A 20,145-nucleotide genomic window follows, 5' to 3' on the forward strand; every position below is an offset into this window, starting at 1 on the left:
GACAGACAGGACACCGCCCATGGATCCCGACCTCAGCAACTACGTGCTCGAGGGCGACCCCTCGTCGTACGCCAACGAGAGCGGGCTGGTCGTCCCGGTCGTCACCCGCGGCGGCCACGAGCCCGACCTGACCGGTCAGAGCGAGGGCGCGACCCGGATCAGCGGCGTCAGCATCCAGCACACCCCGGCGACGAAGCTGTGGTTCGGCAAGGTGCACAACCTGGCCGGATACCGCTCCGTCCCGCATCACCACGGCGAGGCCGAGACCGGCGGCTACGTGCTGTCCGGCCGCGCTCGGATCTACTTCGGCGAGCGGTTCGAGGACTACATCGACATGTCCGAGGGTGACTGGGTGTTCGTGCCGCCGTTCATGCCGCACGTCGAGTGCAACCTCGACCGCAACAACCCGCTCACCTGGATGACCGCCCGCACCCCCGAGAACATCGTCGTCAACCTGCCGCAGGTCGGCGACGAGGACCTGAAGGACTGGGTGAGCCGGCCGTGACCGCCACCTCCGCGATCTTCACCGACGCCATCACGCTCAAACCCGCCGAGGCTGAGGTCTTCGACGTCGCCTTCACGGCGACCACCCAGCCGTGCCCGTGGCCCAAGGCCTACGGCGGCGACATGGTCGCGCAGGCGCTCGTCGCCGCGATGCGGACCGTCGGCGACAAGGAGGTCCACTCGATGCACTCCTACTTCATGCGCCCCGTCGACATCGGCGCCGAGGTCAGCTACGAGGTGGAGGTCCTGCGCGACGGCCGCGGCTACGCGACCCGGCAGGTGCGCGCCTACCAGAACGGCAAGCCGGCCTACGTCAGCCTGGTCGGCTTCGCGGCGGGCGAGCCCGGCGGCAGCTTCTCCGCCGAGATGCCGGCCGGGCTCCCGGACCCGGAGACGCTGCCGACCTCGGCCGACTACCTCGCCGACCGCTCCGGCGCCACGATGACCGAGACGTCCAAGGCCTACTGGTCGGGCGGGCGCAGCTTCGACATGCGCCACGTCCCCGGCCCCGTCTACGTCAGCGTCGACGGCGGCACCGCGCCGCACCAGGCCGTGTGGGTCAAGCCGTACGACGCCCTGCGCGACGTGGACCCGCTGACGACCGCGCAGCGCGACACCGCGGCCCTGGCCTACGTCTGTGACTACACGATCCTCGAGCCGGCGCTGCGGGCGCTCGGCGTGGCCTGGGCCGACCCGGGCCTGGTGACTGCCAGCCTCGACCACGCGATGTGGTTCCACCGCCCGGTCCGGATGGACGACTGGCTGCTCTACGCCCAGGAGGCGATCTCGGTGGAGTCCGGCCGCGGCTCGGCGGTGGGCAGGTTCTTCGCCCGCGACGGCGCCCACGTCGCGACCGTCGTCCAGGAGGGCATGATCCGGACGGGGGCGGCCTCGTGAGCGAGCTGGCCCCCACCGGCTACGTCGACACCTTCGCCCGGGACCACCTGCCGGCACCGGAGCTGTGGCCGACCCTCGAGTTCACCACCGAGCTGCTCGACTACCCCGAGCGCCTCAACGCCGGCGCCGAGCTGATCGACGCCGCCGTGGCGACGTACGGCCCCGACCGGCCGGCGCTGCGCACGCCCGACGGCACCGTGTGGACCTACGGCGAGCTGTGCGCCCGGGCCAACCAGGTCGCGCACGTGCTGGTCGACGACCTCGGCCTGGTCCCCGGCAACCGCGTGCTGCTGCGCTCGCCCAACAACCCGTGGACGGTCGCCGCGTGGCTCGGCGTGCTGAAGGCCGGCGGCATCGTGGTGACCACGATGGCGGCCCTGCGGACCGCCGAGCTCACCCCCATCGTCGCCAAGACGCGACCCGCCGTCGCGCTCGTCGACCACCGGTTCGTCGACGACGTCCTGGCGGTCCGCGACGACAGCGCGCCCGATCTCACGGTGGTGACGTACGGCGGCCCGGCGGCCGACGACCTGGCCCGACGCATCGAGGGGAAGCCGACCGGGTTCGCGGCCGTCGACACCGCCGCCGATGACGTGGCGCTGTTCGGGCCCACCTCGGGCACGACCGGGATCCCGAAGATCACCACGCACTTCCACCGCGACATCCTCTCGATCGACAACACCTTCGGGCGCACGACGCTGCGGCTCGAGCCCGACGACGTGGTGGCGTGCACGGCGCCGTTCGCGTTCACCTTCGGCCTCGGCATGCTGGTGGTCTTCACGCTGCGCGCCGGCGCGTCAGCGCTCCTGACCGAGGCCGCCGCCCCGGCGGAGCTCGCCGACCTCGTCGACGAGCACGGTGTCACGGTCCTGGCGACCGCCCCGACGGCGTACAAGCAGATCCTCAAGGCGGGCAAGGTCGGCCGGCTCGCCGGGCTGCGCGCCGCGGTGACCGCCGGCGAGCACATGCCCCAATCCACCTGGGAGCAGCTGCACAGCGAGCTCGGCATCAAGCCGATCGACGGCATCGGCGCCACCGAGATGCTGCACATCTTCATCTCCGCGGCCGGCGACGACATCAGGCCCGGCGCCACCGGCCGGCCGGTGCCCGGCTACCGCGCCACGATCCTGGACGCCGACGGCAACGAGGTCGGCCCGGGGGTCGAGGGCAGGCTCGCGGTGATCGGCCCGGTCGGGTGCCGCTACCTCGACGACGACCGCCAGCGCGGCTACGTGGTCAACGGCTGGAACGTCACCGGCGACACCTTCCTTCGCGACCCCGACGGCTACTTCTGGTACTGCTCGCGCACCGACGACATGATCGTCTCCTCCGGCTACAACATCGGCGGCGCTGAGGTGGAGGCGGCGCTCGACCTGCACGAGGACGTCGTCGAGTCGGCCGTGGTCGGCGCACCCGACCCCGACCGCGGCGCGATCGTCTGCGCGTTCGTGGTGCTGCGCGACGGCGTCGAGCCGAGCGCGGCCAAGGCCACCGAGCTCCAGGACCACGTCAAGGGCCACCTGGCGCCCTACAAGTACCCCCGCGACGTGCGGTTCGTGTCAGCGCTGCCCCGCAACATCAGCGGGAAGCTGCAGCACTTCAAGCTGCGCCAGATCATCGAGGCGGAGGCCGGAGCATGAGGATCGCGATCGTCGGCGGCGGGCCCGGCGGGCTCTACTTCGCCGCCCTGATGAAGACGCTCGACCCGAGCCACGACATCACCGTGTGGGAGCGCAACGCGCCCGACGACACCTTCGGCTTCGGCGTGGTGTTCTCCGACGAGACCCTCGGCAGCATCGAGGGCGCCGACCCGGTCATCCACCAGCGGATGGAGAGCCGGTTCGCGCGCTGGACCGACATCGACGTGGAGTTCAACGGCACGCCGTTCACCGTCGGCGGCCAGGGCTTCGCCGCGATGAGCCGCAAGGAGCTGCTGCAGATCATGCAGGAGCGGGTCGCCGAGCTCGGCGTCACCGTGCGCTACCGGACGCAGGCGCCCGACCCGGACGAGCTGCGGGCGTCGTACGACCTGGTGCTGGCGGCGGACGGGCTCAACTCCGCGGTGCGGACGAAGTACGCCGACGTGTTCCGGCCGACGCTGGACCGGCGGCACAACAAGTACATCTGGTTCGGCACCGACCTGGTCTTCGAGGCGTTCCAGTTCTTCGTCAAGCAGACGGAGTGGGGCACCATGCAGATCCACGGCTACCCCTACTCCGACCAGGGCTCGACGTTCATCGTCGAGATGCACGAGGACGTGTGGCGTCGCGCGGGTCTGGACCGGACCGAGGGCGAGGTCTTCGCGCCGGGCGTCTCGGACGACTACGCGGTGGAGCGGATCAAGGAGATCTTCGCCGGCGAGCTGCAGGGGCACGAGATCCTCACCAACAACTCCAAGTGGATCAACTTCAACACCGTGCGCAACGAGCGCTGGCACGACGGCAACGTCGTGCTCCTCGGCGACGCCGCCCACACCGCGCACTTCTCGATCGGCTCCGGCACCAAGCTGGCGATGGAGGACGCGCTCGCCCTCGCCGCCTGCCTGCACGAGCACCCTGACGTCGAGACGGCGCTGGCGGCCTACCAGGCCGAGCGCAAGCCGGTGGTCGAGTCGACCCAGCGCGCCGCCCAGGCGTCGCTGGAGTGGTTCGAGAACATCGGGATGTACGCCGACCAGGACCCCGCGCAGTTCGTCTTCAACCTGCTCACCCGCTCGCGGCGCATCACCCAGGAGAACCTGCGCGATCGCGACGCCGAGTTCGCGGCGCTGATGGAGGCCGAGTTCGCGCGCCACCAGGGCTCGGCGGACGAGACCGCGCCGGCGATGTTCCAGCCGGTGCGGATCGGCGAGCTGGAGCTGAAGAACCGCGTCGTGCTTTCGCCGATGGACATGTACGTCGCCACCGACGGCGTGCCCACCGACTTCCACCTCGTGCACCTCGGCTCCAAGGCGCTCGGCGGGGCCGGCCTGGTGATGACCGAGATGACCTGCGTCTCACCCGAGGGCCGGATCACCCTTGGCTGTCCCGGGCTGTGGAACGACGAGCAGCTGGCGGCGTGGAGCCGCGTCACCGCCTTCGTCCACTCGCAGTCGACCGCGAAGATCGGCATGCAGCTGGGCCACTCCGGTCGTAAGGGCTCCACGAAGCTGATGTGGGAGGGCATGGACGAGCCGCTCGAGGAGGGCAACTGGGAGGTCATCGGGCCGTCCGCCCTGCCGTACGGCGCGGACTGCCACGTGCCGCGCGAGGCGACCCGGGCCGACCTCGACGCGGTCGTGGCGGACTTCGTCGCGTCCGCCGAGCGGGCGGTGGCGGCGGGCTTCGACCTGGTCGAGGTGCACGCCGCGCACGGCTACCTGCTCAGCTCGTTCCTCTCGCCCGTGGCCAACCACCGCACCGACGAGTACGGCGGCTCGCTGGAGAACCGGCTGCGCTTCCCGATCAAGGTCTTCGCCGCCGTACGCGCGGCCGTGCCGGCCCGGATCCCGGTCACCGTCCGCATCTCGGCGACGGACTGGCTGCCGGACGGCAACACCGACGAGGACGCCGTCGAGATCGCCCGCGCCTTCGTCGCCGCGGGCGCCGCGGCGATCGACGTCTCGTCGGGGCAGGTCAGCAAGGACGAGAAGCCGGCGTTCGGCCGTTCCTACCAGACGCCGTTCGCCGACAAGATCCGTCACCGCGTCGCCGAGCCGGCCGGGGTGAAGGTCATCGCGGTGGGGGCGATCTCGTCGTACGACGACGTGAACTCGATCCTGCTGGCCGGCCGTGCCGACCTGTGCGCGCTGGGCCGCACCCACCTCTACGACCCGAGCTGGACGCTGCACGCGGCGGCCGAGCAGGACTACCGAGGGCCCGGCGCGCAGTGGCCGGTCCCGTGGGAGGCGGGACGGCGCAGGCCGCCGACCTCGCGCACCGACAAGGTCCCGCCGCGGCTGCAGCTCCTGCGGGACGGAGCGTCCGAGTCGGTCCATCTCCGCTGGGTGCCGTCCGCGGCGCGTGACCGGGTCTGAGACCCTTGCCGACCGTGAGCGTGCCTGAGCCGACGACCGGGGCCACGACCGAGCACGGCCGGCCGCGCGCCGTCCTCCGCACCCGCGTGGAGTGGATCGACACCGACGCCGCCGGCATCTACCACAACAGCACGGTGATGCGGTTCGTCGAGGCCGCCGAGGCCAGCCTCATGCGCGAGCGCGGCCTCGACGGCTACTTCCCGGTCGCGCCCCGCGTCCGCTTCGAGGTGGACTTCGAGGCGCCGCTGTTCTTCGGCCAGGACGTCACCACCGTCGTCGAGCTGGCGCGGCTGGGCACCTCGTCGATGCGTTTCGAGTTCGAGGTGTGGGGCGAGGAGCACGACGGCCGGCCGCGCGGGCGGGCGGCCCGGGGCGCCTACGTCACCGTGCACATCGGCACGAACCACGCAGGCGCCGGGCACCGGGACGGCGCCGGCAGCGTGCCGTGGCCGGTCGAGTGGGTCGCGGCGCTGGGCGGGACTGGCGAGGCCGACGGATCGGCAGAGGCTTCGCGCGCATGAGCGAGGCGCCCGAAGGCGCGGTCCGCGGGCCGCAGCCGCGTACGACGATCGTCACGTTCCTCGGCGCCGTGGTGCGCCCGCTCGGCGGTTGGATGCCGATCGCGGCCGCGGTCGACCTCCTGGGGGAGGTCGGCATCGACGCGCCCAGCGTGCGCACGGCCGTCTTCCGGCTGAAGAAGAACGGCTGGCTCGATCCCGCATCCCGCTCGGGAGCTCGGGGTTACCTCCTGACCGAGGAGGCGGACGCCACGCTCGCCGCCGGCGACGAGGTGATCTGGCACGCCCGCAAGCCCGCCGACCTCTCCGACGGCTGGTGCATCGTCCACTTCGGGGTGCCGGAGTCGATGCGGGCCAAGCGTCACCAGCTGCGCTCCCACCTGACCAGCCTCGGCTTCGGCAACATCGGGACCGCGCTGTGGATCGCGCCGGCGCGGATGCGGCAGGCGGCCGAGCGCGCCATCGAGGACCTCGGGCTGGGCGGCTATGCCGCCATCTTCGTCGGCGACTACTTCGGCCCGCAGGACCTCACCCGGGTGCTGTACGACTCCTGGGACCTCGCGGCGATCGACCGGGGCTACCGCGACTTCATCGACGCCTACCGCTCGCAGTTCCGGCAGCTCTCCGAGCTGGCCGGGGCCGAGGCGTTCGCGGCGTACCTCACGATGCTGGACCGGTGGCGCAAGCTTCCCTTCCGCGATCCCGGCCTCCCGCGCGAGGTGCTCGCCGCCGACTGGCCGGCCGGCGCGGCGGTGGCGCTCTTCGAGGAGCTGGTCGCGGTGCTCGAGGGGCCGGCCCTCGACCACGCCCGGGCCTCCTGGGGCGGCTGATCTCGTCGCGCGGCGGCTGCGCCGAAGGGTCACCCGTGCCTCTTGGATCTCGACGGGTGAGTCCGGCGATATTCCGCAACCACTGGTTGCACATCGACGCCAGCGCGCCTACAGTGATGTGCAACCAATCGTTGCAGGAGGCAGTCATGGAGCTGGGATCCATCGAGCGTGAGCTCTTCATCGAGGCGTCACCGGAGACGGTCTTCCAGGTGGTGAGCGACCCGAGGCACGTGGCGCAGTGGTGGCCCGACGAGGCGCGCTACGAGCCCGTCGCCGGGTCGGTGGGTGAGATCCGGTTCTCGAACGGTGACGCCGGCGACCAGGTCGAGTCGCTCACGGTCGTCGACGTCGAGCCGCCGACGCGCTTCTCCTTCCGCTGGACGCATGCGGCCGGGGAGCCGGCGGCCGAGGGGAACTCGATGCTCGTCACCTTCGAGCTCGTGGCCCGCGACGGTGGCACGCTGGTGCGGTTCCGCGAGACCGGCTTCCGCGAGCGGGGCTGGGAGGCAGCCGCGCTGGAGGCGCACTACCGGGACCACGTCCAGGGTTGGGACCACTTCCTCCCGCGGCTGGCGGCGTACGCCGCGCGGGTGGGTGTCCGGGCATGAGCACGGCCGTCGACGACGAGCTGTGGTCGGCGATCGGTGATCCCACCAGGCGCCAGATGCTCGACCTCCTGCTCGCCCACGGGTCGGGCACCGCGACCACGCTCAGCGACCGGCTCCCGGTGAGCCGTCAGGCGGTCGCCAAGCATCTGACCGTCCTGGACAGGGCCGGCCTGGTGCACGGGGAGGCGGCCGGGCGCGAGCGGCACTATCGGATCGACGACGAGCAGTTCGCTCGTGCGCTCGCGCAGCTCCATGCGGTGACGAGCGCCTGGGACGGGCGGCTCCGCCGGATCAGGCGCCTCGCCGAGACGCTGCAGCAGATCAAGGACAAGGAGACGAACGATGGTTGACATCCTGCACCGCGTCGCGGTCGAGAAGATTCCGCCCGACGCCGTCTACCGAGCGCTGACCACCATCGACGGCCTCGCGGGCTGGTGGACGACCGACACGTCCGGTGACGCCTCGGAGGGAGGCGTCATCGAGTTCCGCTTCCCGCCGGGGGGCTTCGACATGAAGGTCCTGGAGACGACGCCCGGCTCGCACGTGCGGTGGGAGGTCGTGGACGGTCCGGAGGAGTGGGTCGGCACGACCGTCGACTGGCGGTTGAACGCCGTGGATGACTGGACGGTGGTGATGTTCGAGCACCAGGGCTGGGAGCGCCCGGTGGAGTTCATGCACCACTGCAGCACCAAGTGGGCGACGTACCTGATGAGCCTGAAGGGGCTGCTCGAGAGCGGTGCCGGTGCTCCGGCTCCCCACGACGTCCACATCGCATTCCCGGACTGACCCGAGGTGCCCCTCGGCGCGCCATCACATCGCGTCAGCGACCTGCGCGACCTCGGCGCTCCCGACGACCCCGCCTCCGAGGCGGGACGCCGCGAGGAGAGCGGCGCCGAGGGCTTCGGCCCGCGGGCCGAGCTGTGCGCGGACGACGCGGATGTCGTGATTGGCGACCGGCGGCAGCGCGGAGTCGAGGGCGCGGCTCGCGGCGGCGAGGAGCGCATCGCTCGACTCGGGCCGTGCGGTGAGGTCGCCGCCCACGACGACCAGGCGCGGGTCGGTGATGGTGCAGACGCCGGCCAGGGCGGTGCCGAGCACCTGCCCGGCGTCGGTGAGGAGTCGGAGCGCTCCTCGGTCGCCGGCGTCCGCGAAGTCGAGGAGGGACTCGACGGTGGCGGCCGGGCCGAGCGTGTGCGCGAGCGCGGAGACGAGCGCGCGCTTGCTGACGAGGGTCTCGAGGCAACCGCGTGCCCCGCACCGGCAGATCCGGCCGTCGGGGACGACGGAGAGGTGGCCGAGCTCCCCGGCCATGCCGGCGGCCCCGGTGTGCAGCCGGCCGCCGAGGACCAGGCCGGAGCCCACGCCCTCGCCGAGCATGACGTAGACGAGGTCGTCGACCCCGGCGCCCGCTCCGAGCCGCCACTCGGCGAGCGCACCGAGGCTCGCGTCGTTGCCGAGGTGGACCGGGAGGCCGGTGCGCTCGGCCAGGATCCCACCGATGTCCACGCCGCCCCAGTCGAGCAGCATCGGCGGCGAGCCCAGCTGCCGGGACCCGACGACCGGCGCCGAGACGGCCACTCCCACGCCGAGGACGCGTCCGAGGTCGGTGTCCGCGCTCGCGACCAGGTCGGTCGTGCTGCGCGCGACCCGGTCCAGGGACTCGGTCGGCTCGTGGTCGACGTCGAGGACGTGCCGCTGCTCGGCGATCAGCGTCCCGTCCAGCGAGGTGAGCACCACTCGGAGGTCGGCGTGGCCGAGGTGGATCCCGATGAGGGCGCCGGCCCGCGGAGCCAGACCGAGGGAGACGGAGGGCCGGCCACCGCTCGTCGCCGGCCTGGTGCCGAGCTCGACGAGGAGCCCGGCGGCGATCAGGCTGCTCACCAGGGCCGAGACGGCGGACGTCGACAGGCCGGTGGCGCGCGCCACGTCGGCGCGGCTGCAACGGGGGCGGGACCGGACGGCCTCGAGGACCGCGCGTCCGTTCCGGCTCGGCAGCGTCTCGTCGCCTCGCTCGCTCACGCACGGCAGCCTAGCGGCCCGAGTTAGTCCGGAACAGGATAAATCAAGCGGCCACAACGCGAGATTGATCCTTGACCCGGATAAAGGCACGGCCCTACGGTCATGAGACCCAGACCACACGCTGCCTGTTCTCGGGCAGGGCTGGGGGACCTATCGGCGCGCACCCGTTCGGTACGCCTTTCTCTCGGAGCACTCATGGTCAGCAGACAACGCAGGCGTGCCGTCGCCACTCTCGGCACCGCCGTGATCGCCGGCGCCCTCGCCGCAACAACCGTCGGCCACTCGGCCGCCGCCCCCGCCGCACCCGGCGCATCGTCCGCGGCGCGGGCGTCCTCGACTCCGGTCTACCTCGACACGTCGTTCACACCCCAGGAGCGGGCCGCCGACCTGGTCAGCCGGATGACCCTGGCCGAGAAGGCCCAGGAGATGAACAGCAGCCAGGCTCCGGCCATCCCGCGCCTGGGCATCGCGGCGTGGGGCTGGTGGAACGAGTCCAACCACGGCGTCAACGCCTCGACGATCACGCCGACGGGCAACGCCACGACCCTGACCAACACCACGTCGTATCCCTCCGACCTCTCGATGGGCAGCACGTGGGACCCCGACCTCGTCTACCGCGAGGCCTCCCTGATCGGCGACGAGGCGCGCGACACCGCGCCCGACAACCGGCTCAACCTCGACTTCTACGCCCCGACCGTCAACCTCTCGCGCGACCCGCGCTGGGGCCGCAACGACGAGAGCTGGAGCGAGGACCCGACGCTGACCGCGCAGCTCGCCGGCCAGTACGTCGACGGGCTGCAGGGCCAGACGCCCGACGGCGAGCTGCCGGCGTCGGCGAAGGGCTACTACAAGGCCATCGCGACGCTGAAGCACTACGCGGCCAACAACAGCGAGGTCGACCGCCGCACCGGCTCCGCCGACATGGACCAGCGGACCCTGCGCGAGTACTACACCAAGCAGTTCGCCGACATCATCAAGGCGGCCCACCCCGGCTCGATCATGAGCTCCTACAACGCCGTCAACGGCGTCCCGGCCGCTGCGAGCGTCCAGCTGATGAGCGACCTCGCCCGCGACACCTACGGCTTCGGCGGCTACTTCACCTCCGACTGCGACGCCGTGCGGGAGATCCAGAACGGGCACCACTGGCAGCCGCCGACGGCGAGCGCGCCGCTCGACCAGTACGGCCGGTCGGCGTACGCCATCTCGGCGGGCGAGGACCTCGACTGCAACTGGGGCTACCACGACCAGTACAGCTACGGGAACACCGTGCCCACGGCCGTCGACCAGCAGATCAGGACCGAGGTCGACACCTTCAACGTCGGCGACGTCGACACCTCCGTCACGCGGCTGTTCACCGCTCGGATCCAGACCGGTGAGTTCGACAAGGAGAACCAGGTGCCGTGGGTCCGCGCGGCCCGCAAGCGCCTCGGTGGCGCGACCTGGACCAGCTCGCCCGACAACAACGCCGTGACCGAGACTCCCGAGCGGCTCGCCCAGGCGCAGGAGAGCGCCGAGCACGGTCTCGTCCTGCTCAAGAACGACCAGGTCGGCAGCGCCTCCCTCCTCCCGCTCAGCGTCCCGAGGAACAAGGCGTTCAAGGTCGCCGTCGTCGGCTACTTCGCGCACCCGGCGCGGCTCGACACCGGCGGCTACTCCAGCATCCAGGTCAACGCCGGCGCCGCGAACAACATCGACGCCTACACCGGCATCAAGGACGCCGTCGAGGCTCGCAACCCCAACGCCACGGTCGACTTCCTGCCCGGCGTCACCGGCGGGACCACCGCCGGCTCGCTGACCACCGTCGACCAGGCGACCATCGACGCCGTCAAGGGGTACGACGCCGTGGTGGTCGTGGCCGGCACGGACCGCACCACTTCCTCGGAAGACCACGACCGCACCACGACCGCGCTCCCCGGCGCTCAGGCCGCGATGATCAGCCAGGTCGAGGCCGCCAACCCGCGCACCGTCGTCTACCTGCAGACCGTCGGGTCGGTCGACGTGCGCAGCTTCGAGGCGACGAGCCCCGCGATCCTGTGGAGCTCCTACCTCGGTCAGCGACAGGGCCCGGCGATCGCCAACGTGCTGCTCGGCAAGGTCAACCCGAGCGGCCACCTGCCCTTCACGTGGTACTCCGACGACAGCCAGCTGCCGCCGATCACCGACTACGCGATCCGGCCCAGCCAGTCGTCGCCCGGCCGCACGTACATGTACTACACCGGCACGCCGACCTTCCCCTTCGGTCACGGACTGGGCTACAGCAGCTTCCGGTTCTCCGACCTGAAGGTCGCCAACGGCTCCGTCGCCGCCTCCGGGACGATCTCGGCGACGGCGACGGTCACCAACACCGGCGACGTCACCGGAGCGGCGACCCCGCAGCTCTACGTGACCACGCCGTTCGCCTCGGCCGCGGCGGAGCGACCGGCCAAGAGGCTGCTCGCCTTCGACCGGGTCACGGTGAAGCCCGGCCGGTCGGTGCGCGTGCACTTCTCGGCGCCGGCCTCGCAGCTGGCGTTCCTCAACGAGAAGACGCAGACCATGAAGGTGGATCGCGGCACCTACGGGCTCCAGCTGGCCGCCTCGTCCTCCGACGTCCGGGCGCACGCCTCGGTCGCGGTGACGGGCCGGCTCGGGCGGGTGCCCACCACGGTCACGGTCCGCCCGGTGCAGACCGGTGACGCCGCCGCGGACGTCGCCCAGCGGGTCGCCTTCGACGTCGGCACCGCGATCGACCCGCAGGTCACCGTCGCCACCGACGACGAGGCGCTGCACGGCTACGTCGCCAAGGGACGCAGCACACCGCTCCCCGCCGGGATGCGGGTCCGCTACCGGTCGGACCGGCGCGATGTCGTCGCCGTCGAGAAGCGCGGCACCGCGCTGCGGACGGTCGGCTCGGGTGTCGCCACCGTGACGGTGGACGCCACCTACCGCGGCAGGACGGTCAGCACATCGTTCGTGGTGAACGTGGCGCCGCTGCACATCACCTCGGAGCCGACCGCCACCTTCACGGCGGGTACGGCCGGCAGCTTCACGGTGACGACGGCCACCACGCAGTCGCCGACCGCCCAGGAGGTGCCCAGCCTCTCGGTCGCCGGCCGGCTGCCGGCAGGGCTCGCCTTCACCGACAACGGTGACGGCACCGGCACCATCTCCGGCACGCCCACCGCCGCCGGGACGTCCACCGTCCGGGTCCGGGCCAGCAACGAGGTCAGCCCGACGGCCATCCAGGAGGTCACCGTCACGGTCGGCTGACGCTTCACCGGTGCAGACGCGGTCGCGGGCGTTGCCCGCGGCCGCGTCTGCACTCGGCGTCCGGTCGATGTCACCGGCGGTGCATCACCACGTCGCTGACGCTGTATCCATGCGCCTCGGGCGCTGGCACGATGATGAGCATGCCTCCCGCGCGCCGTGGCTTCGTGCGACGGCAGCTCCGGGCGCCGTACGCGGCGGTCGTCGGCGCCCTCGTGGGCTTCTGGCTCTCCCTGACCCCGTCACTGATGCCCCGGGCCGCTGGGGCCCAGGCCCTGATCTCCGCCGTCTGCGCCTGCGCGGGATACGGGCTCGGCGCGCTCGTCGGCTGGCTCGTCCGCCGTTGCGGGGTCCGCCCGGTCGGCCGCGCCCGCCGCGCCGCCTGGTGGGTGCTGGCCGTGGTCGGGGGGATCGGCTGCATCGTCGCGCTGTGGCTGGGGCTGCGCTGGGAGAACGAGGTACGCCGCCTGGTCGGCGTCGACCGAGTCGGACTGCTCCACGTCCTCGTGTCGGTCGCTCTCACCGCCGTCCTGGCCGTGGTCCTGCTGCTGGTCGCGCGCGCCGTCAAGGCCGTCGGACGCGTCGCGGGCCGGCTCATCGCAACGGTGATGCCCGCGGTGGCGGCGACGCTGCTCGGTGGGCTGATCGCCGCCGTGGCGGCGTACGTCCTCGTCGTGGACGTCGGCGGCGGCCGTCTGGTGGGCGCGCTCGATGCGACCTTCCGGACCCTCAACGACGAGTTCCGCACCGACCTGCCCAAGCCCACCTCGCCCGACGTCTCCGCCGGACCCCGCTCGGGGCAGTCCTGGAACGAGCTCGGGCGACAGGGTCGGCTCTTCGTGGTCAACACGCCGACGGCCGAGCAGGTCAGCGCCTTCACCGGCGAGCCCTCGCTCCACCCCGTCCGCGCCTACATCGGGGCCGGCGCGGACGGCGTCGACCTCGAGGCGGAGGCGCGCCGTGCGGTCACGGAGCTCGAGGCCCTCGGCGGCTTCGACCGGGCGGTGCTCAACGTCGCCACCGGCACCGGCCGGGGCTGGGTGAACGAGAACCAGGCCCAGGCGCTGGAGTACATGTGGGGCGGCGACACCGCCACCGTCAGCATGCAGTACTCCTACCTGCCGAGCTGGATGTCGTTCCTCCTGGACGGCGACCGCGCCCAGGACGCGGGTCGGACGCTCTTCGACGCCGTCTACGCCCACTGGCAGGGGCTCCAGCCTGCCCACCGACCGCTCCTCGTGGTCAGCGGGGAGAGCCTCGGCAGCTTCGGTGGGGAGGCCGCCTTCAGCGATGCGCACGACCTCGCGACGCGGACCTCCGGTGCGCTGTTCGTCGGGCCGACCGCCAACAACGTCCTGTGGAGCCGCTTCACCTCGCACCGCGACCCGGGCACGCCGCAGGTCCTGCCGGTGCTCGACCGCGGCGCGACCGTCCGTTTCGCCGACGTCCCCGCCGACTGGGAGCGCCCCGGCCCGTGGACGGGCGTCCGGATCGGATACCTCCAGCACGCCAACGACCCGATCACCTGGTGGTCGTGGGAGCTGGCGGTCAGGCGCCCCGACTGGCTCGAGGAGCCGCCGGGGCGCGGCGTCTCCCCGCACCTGCACTGGATCCCCGGCGTCACGATGCTCCAGCTCGGCGTCGATCAGTTCGCGGCCAACAGCGTCCCGGACGGGGAGGGCCACGAATTCGGTCAGTCGCCGGCGTACGCCTGGGCGAAGATCCTGCCGCCGGCGCGATGGACCGATGCCGACACGGCGGCGCTCGCCGAGCTCCTCAGGAGCAACCCGGCGCCGCGGTAGCTCACGGCGTCCACGCCAGCGGGACGACCACCAGCGCGACGACGAACCACCAGGCCATCACGCAGAGCCCGAGCCTCCAGTAGTCGCCGAAGCGGTAGCCCGCCGGGCTCATGATCATCAGGTTGCCCGGCGTGGCGATCGGGGTGAGGAGGGCGGCTGCGCCGGCCACCGCGACCACCATGAGCATCGGCTTGGCGGACGTGTCGGTGGCCGACGCGGCAGCGAGGGCGATCGGGGCGACGACCAGGACCGTCGCGGTGTTGCTGACCACCTGGCCGAGCCCGGCGGTGAGCAGGAAGAGTGCCGCCATGAGCAGGTAGGGGCGGGAGTCGCCCACCACGTCGACGAGGAGCGAGGCGATCCGGTCGGCGGCGCCGCTGTTCCGGATGGCGGTGGACAGAGGGATGAGCGCACCGATGAGCACCACCGTCTGCCAGGAGACGGCGCGGTAGGCCTGCGCGGGGCTCACGACCCGGGTCAGGACCATGGCAAGGGCGGCGATGAGGCCGGCGATCGCAGGGGGCACCTGGCCGGAGGCGAGCATCACGACGAGGCCGCCGAGCACCAGGACGGCGCGCGTGGCTCCGGGCCCCCACGGCACGGTCTGGCGTCGTACGGCGTCGGGGGAGTCGACCAGGAGCACGTCCCGATCCCGGTGGAGCCGGTCGAGGGCCGACCACCTCCCGTTGAGCAGGATGGCATCGCCGGCGGCGAGCTCCACGGGCCCCTGGCCGAGGTCCTTGCCCACCCGTTGGACGGCCAGGATCACCAGGTCGTGCTGACGGAGCATGCCCGGATAGACGGTCTCGCCGACGAGTCGGGAGCGGGGAGGGACCACGACCTCCGCGACGCCGCCCTCCCGCGAGAGCAGGTCGTCGGCCTGCGTCGATCCAGTCATCGCCACGGCGAGGCCGTGGTCCACCGCGAAGCTGGTCAGCTCCAGCGGTGGTCCGGTCGCCACCAGCACGTCGTCCTCGCCGACGACGTCGGTGACCCGCCGGCCCTCGCGCGACTCGACCGCGACGACCCGCACCGAGGTGTCGGGCAGCGCCGCCAGCTCGGCGACCTCGCGTCCGACCAGCTCGGACCTTCCGCGCACGCGCAGCCGGTAGAAGCCGTCGGTGCGCAGGTAGCTCGACTCGAGGGTCTCGGCGTGGCCGGCGAGGTCGGGCTGGCTGTGCTCCGGCGTCCTGCGAGGGAGCAGCCGCGGGCCCAGCACCAGGCAGATGGTGGTCGTCCCGACGAGCAGGGGGAGCCCGATCAAGGCGAAGGAGAAGAAGGGGAACGTCCCCTCGCCGGCGTGGTCGGCGGCTTCGGACACGATGATGTTGACCGGGCTGCTCATCAGGAGCAGCAGGCCGCCGGCGCTGCCGGCGAAGGCGACCGGCATCAACAGCTGCGACGGCGCCTGCCCGATGCGGTACGCGAGCATGACCGTCAGCGGGAGGAGCGCGGCGACGGCGCCGTTGAGGGTGATCAGCGACGTCAGCACCGCCGACAGCAGGCAGAGGGTGACGAGGACGCGCGAGTGCTGCGTGCCGGCCACCTTGAGGAGCCGTTGGCCCGCCCAGGTCGTCACGCCGGTCGAGTCGATCCCCTCGCTGACCACGAACAGGGTCGCGATGAACGTCACGACCGGGTCACCGAAGCCCCCGACGGCATCCTCGCTGGACACCAGGCCGGTCGCCCACAGCGCCAGCGCGGCCAGGATCGCCACCGCCCCGACCGGCAGCCTGTTCCAGACGAAGAGCGCGATCACCGCGCCCAGCACGAGGAGCGCCGTGGCGGCGTCATCCATCCGCGAATCTCCTCAACGCAGCTAGGGCAGATGGACCGGCGAACCGGGACCCCACGCGACACCGACCAGGTACCACGCCACGAAGAACAGGATCCAGGTCACCAGCACGACGACGGTGTAGGGCAACATCATCGAGATGACCGTGCCCATGCCGGCCTCGGCGCGATAGCGCTGGCACACGAGGATGATGAACGGCAGGTAGACCATCAGCGGAGTGATGACGTTGACCGGCCCGTCGCCGACGCGGTACGCCGCCAGCACGGTCTGCGGAGCGATGCCGAGGTTGTAGAAGAGCGGGATGAAGATGGGGGCGATGATCGCCCACTTCGGGATCACGCCGGGCATGATCACGTCGATCACGAAGACCAGCAGGATGAACCCGATCAGGAGCGGGAGCGCCCCCACGTCGGCGCGGCCGAGGAGGTCGGCGAGGCTCGTGGCGGCGATGCTGGAGATGTTGGAGTAGTTGAAGAACGAGATGAACTGAGCGATCAGCAGCATCAGGAAGATCAGGCCACCGAGGCCGTTGAACGTCTTGACGATGGCGTTGATGACGTTCGTGCTGCCGCTCAGGCTGCCCGAGCCGGTCCCGTAACCCAGTCCGGCGGCCAGGAACAGCATCGAGATGATGAACAGCAGGCTGCTCATGAAGGGTGAGGTCCCGAAGATCTCGCCCGTGTCCGGGTTGCGGAGCGGTGCGTCGGGCAGGAAGGTCAGCAGGCAGACGACGGCGACCGCCCCGAGCAGGTAGACGCCGGCGAACCGGAGGCCCCTCGCCTCGTGGGAGAGCTCGTCGCCGCTCGGCACGTGGTCGACCGGCGCGTCGGCAGGTCGCTCGGAGGGGTCCCACGTCCCCATCCGCGGCTCGAGGTAGCGGTCGGTGATCAGCGTCATCACGGCCGCGGTGAAGAGCGTGGACGCGATCGAGAAGTAGAAGTTGTTGGTGACGTTGAGCTGGTCGGCGTTCGGCGCCACGCCGCCGAGGATCTCGTTGGTGACCTCGGTGATGATCCCGTCGGCGGGGGTGATGAGGACGTTGACGAAGAAGGAGGCGCTGACGCCGGCGTACGCCGCGGCGATGCCCACCAGCGGATTGCGCCCCAGGCTGGCGAAGGCCGCCGCGCCGAGCGGGATCAGCACCAGGTAGCCGGCGTCGGAGGCAACGCTGGATATCCCGCCGAGCAGCACGATGATGAACGTGATCGCTCCCCGGGGCGCGACCTGGACCATCTTGCGGATGAGGGCCGCGATGAGACCCGCCTCCTCGGCGACACCCACGCCGATCATCGCCACGAGGATGACCGCGACGACACCGAAGTCGTTGAAGTTCTGGACGGCGCTCGTGAAGATGTGCCGGATCCCTTCCGCGCTCAACAGGTTGTTGACCTCGATGGTCTCCTTCTCGACGTGGTAGTCGGGGATGGCCTTCTCGGGGTCGTGCTCGAGCGAGGGATAGACGGTGCCGCCCTCGTAGTCCTGGGAGACCGAGGCGTCGTCGGGGACGGCCACCTCCGTGGTCACGCTCGCCCCGGCCCACGACATGATCGCGGACAGCACGATGACGCCGACGATCAGCCCGAGGAAGATCATCGCCGGGTGCGGGACCTTGTTGCCCACCCGCTCGATCCACCCGAGCAAGCCTCCGCCGGACTGGTCCGGCGCCTCGGCCGTGCGGCTCATCGCGTCGATCCGGCGGGGAGCTCGAACCCGGCGGCGAGCTCGAGGAGCAGCTTGGCGCCGAACCCGCTGGCACCCTTGTTGCGCCAGGTCCGCACGGCCGGCTGCTGGGCGGTGCCGGCGATGTCCACGTGCGCCCACGGCACATCGCCGACGAACTCCTCGAGGAAGAGCGCCGCGGTGATGGACCCGGCGTTGACGCCTCCCATGTTGGTCAGGTCGGCGATGGGTGACTCGAGCTGGCTGCGGTAGGGACGGTGCAGAGGGAGCTCCCAGACCGGCTCGTCGGCAGCGGCACCGGCGCTGCGCAGCTGGTCGACCAGGCTCGTGCTGTTGCCCATCACCCCGGCGATCTCGACGCCGAACGTGCGCAGGCAAGCGCCGGTCAGGGTGGCGATGTCGATCAGGGCGTCGACGCCGTCCTCGACCGCCAGGCAGAGGCCGTCCGCCATCACGAGTCGGCCCTCCGCGTCGGTGTTGAGCACCTCGACCGTGGTGCCGTTGCGCATCCGCAGGACGTCGCCCAGCTTCATCGCGGAACCGGAGGGCATGTTGTCGGTGCAGCACAGGTACGCCGTCACGCTGCAGCGGACGTCGAGGGCGCCGAGCGCGGTCATCGCACCGAGGATCGCCGCTGCGCCGGTCATGTCGTTCTTCATCTGGGCGTGCGACTCGTCGCTCGGCTTGAGGCTGATGCCGCCCGAGTCGTACATGATCCCCTTGCCGACCAGTCCCAGGTGGCCCGAGGGGGACTCGGGGCGATAGGACATCTTGATCAGGCGCGGCTCGTCGACGCTGCCGAGGTTCACCCCCAGGATCCCTCCGCAGCCCATGGCGATCAGCTCGTCCTCGCCGAAGACCTCCACCTGCAGCCCCGCCTCGGCGCCCAGCTCGAGGGCGACCTCGCCCATGCGAGCCGCGGTGAGGGTGCTGGCCGGGCAGTTCGACAGGTCCCGGCTGATCGCGGCCGCCCGGGCGACCGCCTCGCCGCGGGCGGCGCCGGCTCGAGCCTCGTCGGCGACCTCGGGAGGCGCGACGAGCGCCAGCGAGGTGAGGGTCGGCTGCTCGTTCCCCGCCCCGACGAAGTACCGCCAGCGAGCGAGCAGCACGCCTTCGACCACGACCTGGGCGAAGAGGGCAGCGGTGATCGCCAGGGCTTCGGACGGAAGCTCAACGGCGAGGCGCTGGTGCTGGGGCACGGCGCGCGCGAACTGGGCGGCGAGGTCACGGACGAGCGTCGCGTCGACCGCGGCGTCCGCGCCGACGCCGAGGGCCACCAGTGCGCGCCCGTCGTCGCCGGCCAGGGTCAACGTCTGTCCGGCCGCTCCGGTGAAGCCCACCACGGCCAGCCGGTCCGCGCCGGTCCCGAGGTCGGCGGGAGGGTCGTGCCCCTCGACCACCGGAACGGCGAGCGCAGCCGCCTGCTCGACCGCCGGCAGCCGGGTGACGACCGATACCTGCACCGGTGACTTCGTCGAGGGGACAGGCTCGAACCGGCCCCTCGCCGGGTGATCCACCATGTCGTGCCCCTCCGTCGTCTCGTCGTCACCTGAAGGCTGGCAAACGACGGACCGGGCCGCACCACCCGAAACCGGTGAGCCGGATCCCGGCCGACGTACCGACCGCCGGCGGCCGGACTAGTCCGCGAACACCTCGCGGAGCGCCGCCTCCTGGTCGTTGCTGAGGTTGGTGAAGATCAGCTCCGCCCGGTCGTTCGCGAACGCATCGCGCACCTTGTCCACCACGGCGTCGGACGACATGAGGAACAGCGCGGACGTCCCCGGGGCCACCTGGTCTCGCACCCGGTTGATGAAGTTGTCGTCGATCCCGACGTCGGTGAGCGATCCGGCCACCGCGCCGGAGGCCGCCCCGATCGCGGCGCCGAGCAGCGGGACGAAGAAGATCAGACCGAAGAGGAAGCCCCAGAAGGCACCGCCGAGGGCGCCGGCACCGGCCATGTTGGTCAGCTGCCGGGTCTTGGGCTTCTTCGCGCCCGCCTCCCAGGTCACGGTCGCGGCGTCGTGCACCGTGATCAACCCCTGCTGGGCGAGCGTCATCAAGGTGGCCTGAGCGGTCTCCGCGCCCTCGGGTGAGGCGAACTTCCAGACTGTCAGCGTGCCCATCAGGTCTCCTAGCTCCGCGTATCCGGTTCGCGACTCCTGCTGGTAGCCGTGCGGTCCGAGCATGGCCGCAGACGACGGAGGGCGGATCACCCGGATCCGGTGATCCTC

General features: G+C 71.6%; 16 protein-coding genes. 11 read left to right on the forward strand and 5 right to left on the reverse strand.

What is annotated here, in order from left to right:
- Positions 1–19 precede the first annotated feature (19 nt).
- The 9 genes from BM236_RS11755 to BM236_RS11795 all read left to right on the forward strand — a co-directional run bounded on the left by BM236_RS11755 (position 20) and on the right by BM236_RS11795 (position 8,158).
- Positions 20–505 carry a cupin domain-containing protein gene (locus BM236_RS11755; RefSeq protein WP_091123954.1) on the forward strand — a complete coding sequence of 162 codons (486 nt, stop codon included), beginning with the start codon at positions 20–22 and terminating at the stop codon, positions 503–505.
- A complete protein-coding gene (locus BM236_RS11760; RefSeq protein ID WP_091123956.1) occupies positions 502–1,401 on the forward strand; it encodes an acyl-CoA thioesterase in 900 nt (299 codons plus the stop codon). The genes BM236_RS11755 and BM236_RS11760 overlap by 4 nt, the downstream gene beginning before the upstream one ends.
- Positions 1,398–3,041 carry an AMP-binding protein gene (locus tag BM236_RS11765; RefSeq protein WP_091123958.1) on the forward strand — a complete coding sequence of 548 codons (1,644 nt, stop codon included), beginning with the start codon at positions 1,398–1,400 and terminating at the stop codon, positions 3,039–3,041. Before BM236_RS11760 ends, BM236_RS11765 begins: the two co-directional genes overlap by 4 nt.
- Positions 3,038–5,416, forward strand: coding sequence for a bifunctional salicylyl-CoA 5-hydroxylase/oxidoreductase (locus BM236_RS11770; RefSeq protein WP_091123960.1), 2,379 nt, complete (start codon positions 3,038–3,040; stop codon positions 5,414–5,416). The genes BM236_RS11765 and BM236_RS11770 overlap by 4 nt, the downstream gene beginning before the upstream one ends.
- Before the next feature lie 14 nt (positions 5,417–5,430).
- On the forward strand, positions 5,431–5,937 hold the full coding sequence (locus BM236_RS11775) for an acyl-CoA thioesterase (RefSeq protein WP_217645309.1): 507 nt from the start codon (positions 5,431–5,433) through the stop codon (positions 5,935–5,937).
- Positions 5,934–6,764 carry a PaaX family transcriptional regulator gene (locus tag BM236_RS11780; protein ID WP_091123962.1) on the forward strand — a complete coding sequence of 277 codons (831 nt, stop codon included), beginning with the start codon at positions 5,934–5,936 and terminating at the stop codon, positions 6,762–6,764. The genes BM236_RS11775 and BM236_RS11780 overlap by 4 nt, the downstream gene beginning before the upstream one ends.
- A gap of 146 nt (positions 6,765–6,910) precedes the next feature.
- The gene (locus BM236_RS11785) at positions 6,911–7,372 is read left to right on the forward strand and encodes an SRPBCC domain-containing protein (RefSeq protein ID WP_091123965.1); all 462 of its coding nucleotides are present in this window, start codon (positions 6,911–6,913) and stop codon (positions 7,370–7,372) included.
- On the forward strand, positions 7,369–7,722 hold the full coding sequence (locus BM236_RS11790) for an ArsR/SmtB family transcription factor (protein ID WP_091123970.1): 354 nt from the start codon (positions 7,369–7,371) through the stop codon (positions 7,720–7,722). The genes BM236_RS11785 and BM236_RS11790 overlap by 4 nt, the downstream gene beginning before the upstream one ends.
- Positions 7,715–8,158, forward strand: a complete 444-nt coding sequence (locus tag BM236_RS11795) for an SRPBCC family protein (protein ID WP_091123973.1) — start codon at positions 7,715–7,717, stop codon at positions 8,156–8,158. The genes BM236_RS11790 and BM236_RS11795 overlap by 8 nt, the downstream gene beginning before the upstream one ends.
- Before the next feature lie 24 nt (positions 8,159–8,182).
- On the opposite strand, the gene BM236_RS11800 is transcribed toward BM236_RS11795, so the two are convergent.
- On the reverse strand, positions 8,183–9,391 hold the full coding sequence (locus BM236_RS11800; RefSeq protein ID WP_175507660.1) for an ROK family transcriptional regulator: 1,209 nt from the start codon (positions 9,389–9,391) through the stop codon (positions 8,183–8,185).
- A 195-nt stretch (positions 9,392–9,586) separates the two neighbouring features.
- On the opposite strand from BM236_RS11800, the gene BM236_RS11805 reads away from it, so the two are divergent.
- The gene (locus BM236_RS11805; protein WP_091123977.1) at positions 9,587–12,640 is read left to right on the forward strand and encodes a glycoside hydrolase family 3 C-terminal domain-containing protein; all 3,054 of its coding nucleotides are present in this window, start codon (positions 9,587–9,589) and stop codon (positions 12,638–12,640) included.
- Positions 12,641–12,780: 140 nt separating this feature from the next.
- Complete coding sequence (locus BM236_RS11810; RefSeq protein WP_175507661.1) at positions 12,781–14,439, forward strand: alpha/beta hydrolase; 1,659 nt, start codon at positions 12,781–12,783, stop codon at positions 14,437–14,439.
- 1 nt (position 14,440) lies between these two features.
- Here BM236_RS11810 and BM236_RS11815 read toward each other — a convergent pair whose 3' ends face one another.
- The 4 genes from BM236_RS11815 to BM236_RS11830 form a co-directional block, all read right to left on the reverse strand.
- A complete protein-coding gene (locus BM236_RS11815) occupies positions 14,441–16,237 on the reverse strand; it encodes an SLC13 family permease (RefSeq protein ID WP_091123981.1) in 1,797 nt (598 codons plus the stop codon).
- Positions 16,238–16,258: 21 nt separating this feature from the next.
- A complete protein-coding gene (locus BM236_RS11820; RefSeq protein WP_091123983.1) occupies positions 16,259–17,917 on the reverse strand; it encodes an AbgT family transporter in 1,659 nt (552 codons plus the stop codon).
- A complete protein-coding gene (locus BM236_RS11825) occupies positions 17,914–19,377 on the reverse strand; it encodes a leucyl aminopeptidase family protein (RefSeq protein ID WP_217645310.1) in 1,464 nt (487 codons plus the stop codon). Before BM236_RS11825 ends, BM236_RS11820 begins: the two co-directional genes overlap by 4 nt.
- Before the next feature lie 174 nt (positions 19,378–19,551).
- Entirely contained in the window at positions 19,552–20,037 is a 486-nt protein-coding gene (locus tag BM236_RS11830; protein ID WP_091123988.1) for a DUF1269 domain-containing protein, read from the reverse strand.
- Positions 20,038–20,145: the final 108 nt, after the last annotated feature.

The organism is Nocardioides terrae (assembly GCF_900112345.1).
Taxonomy (GTDB): Bacteria; Actinomycetota; Actinomycetes; order Propionibacteriales; family Nocardioidaceae; genus Nocardioides; species Nocardioides terrae.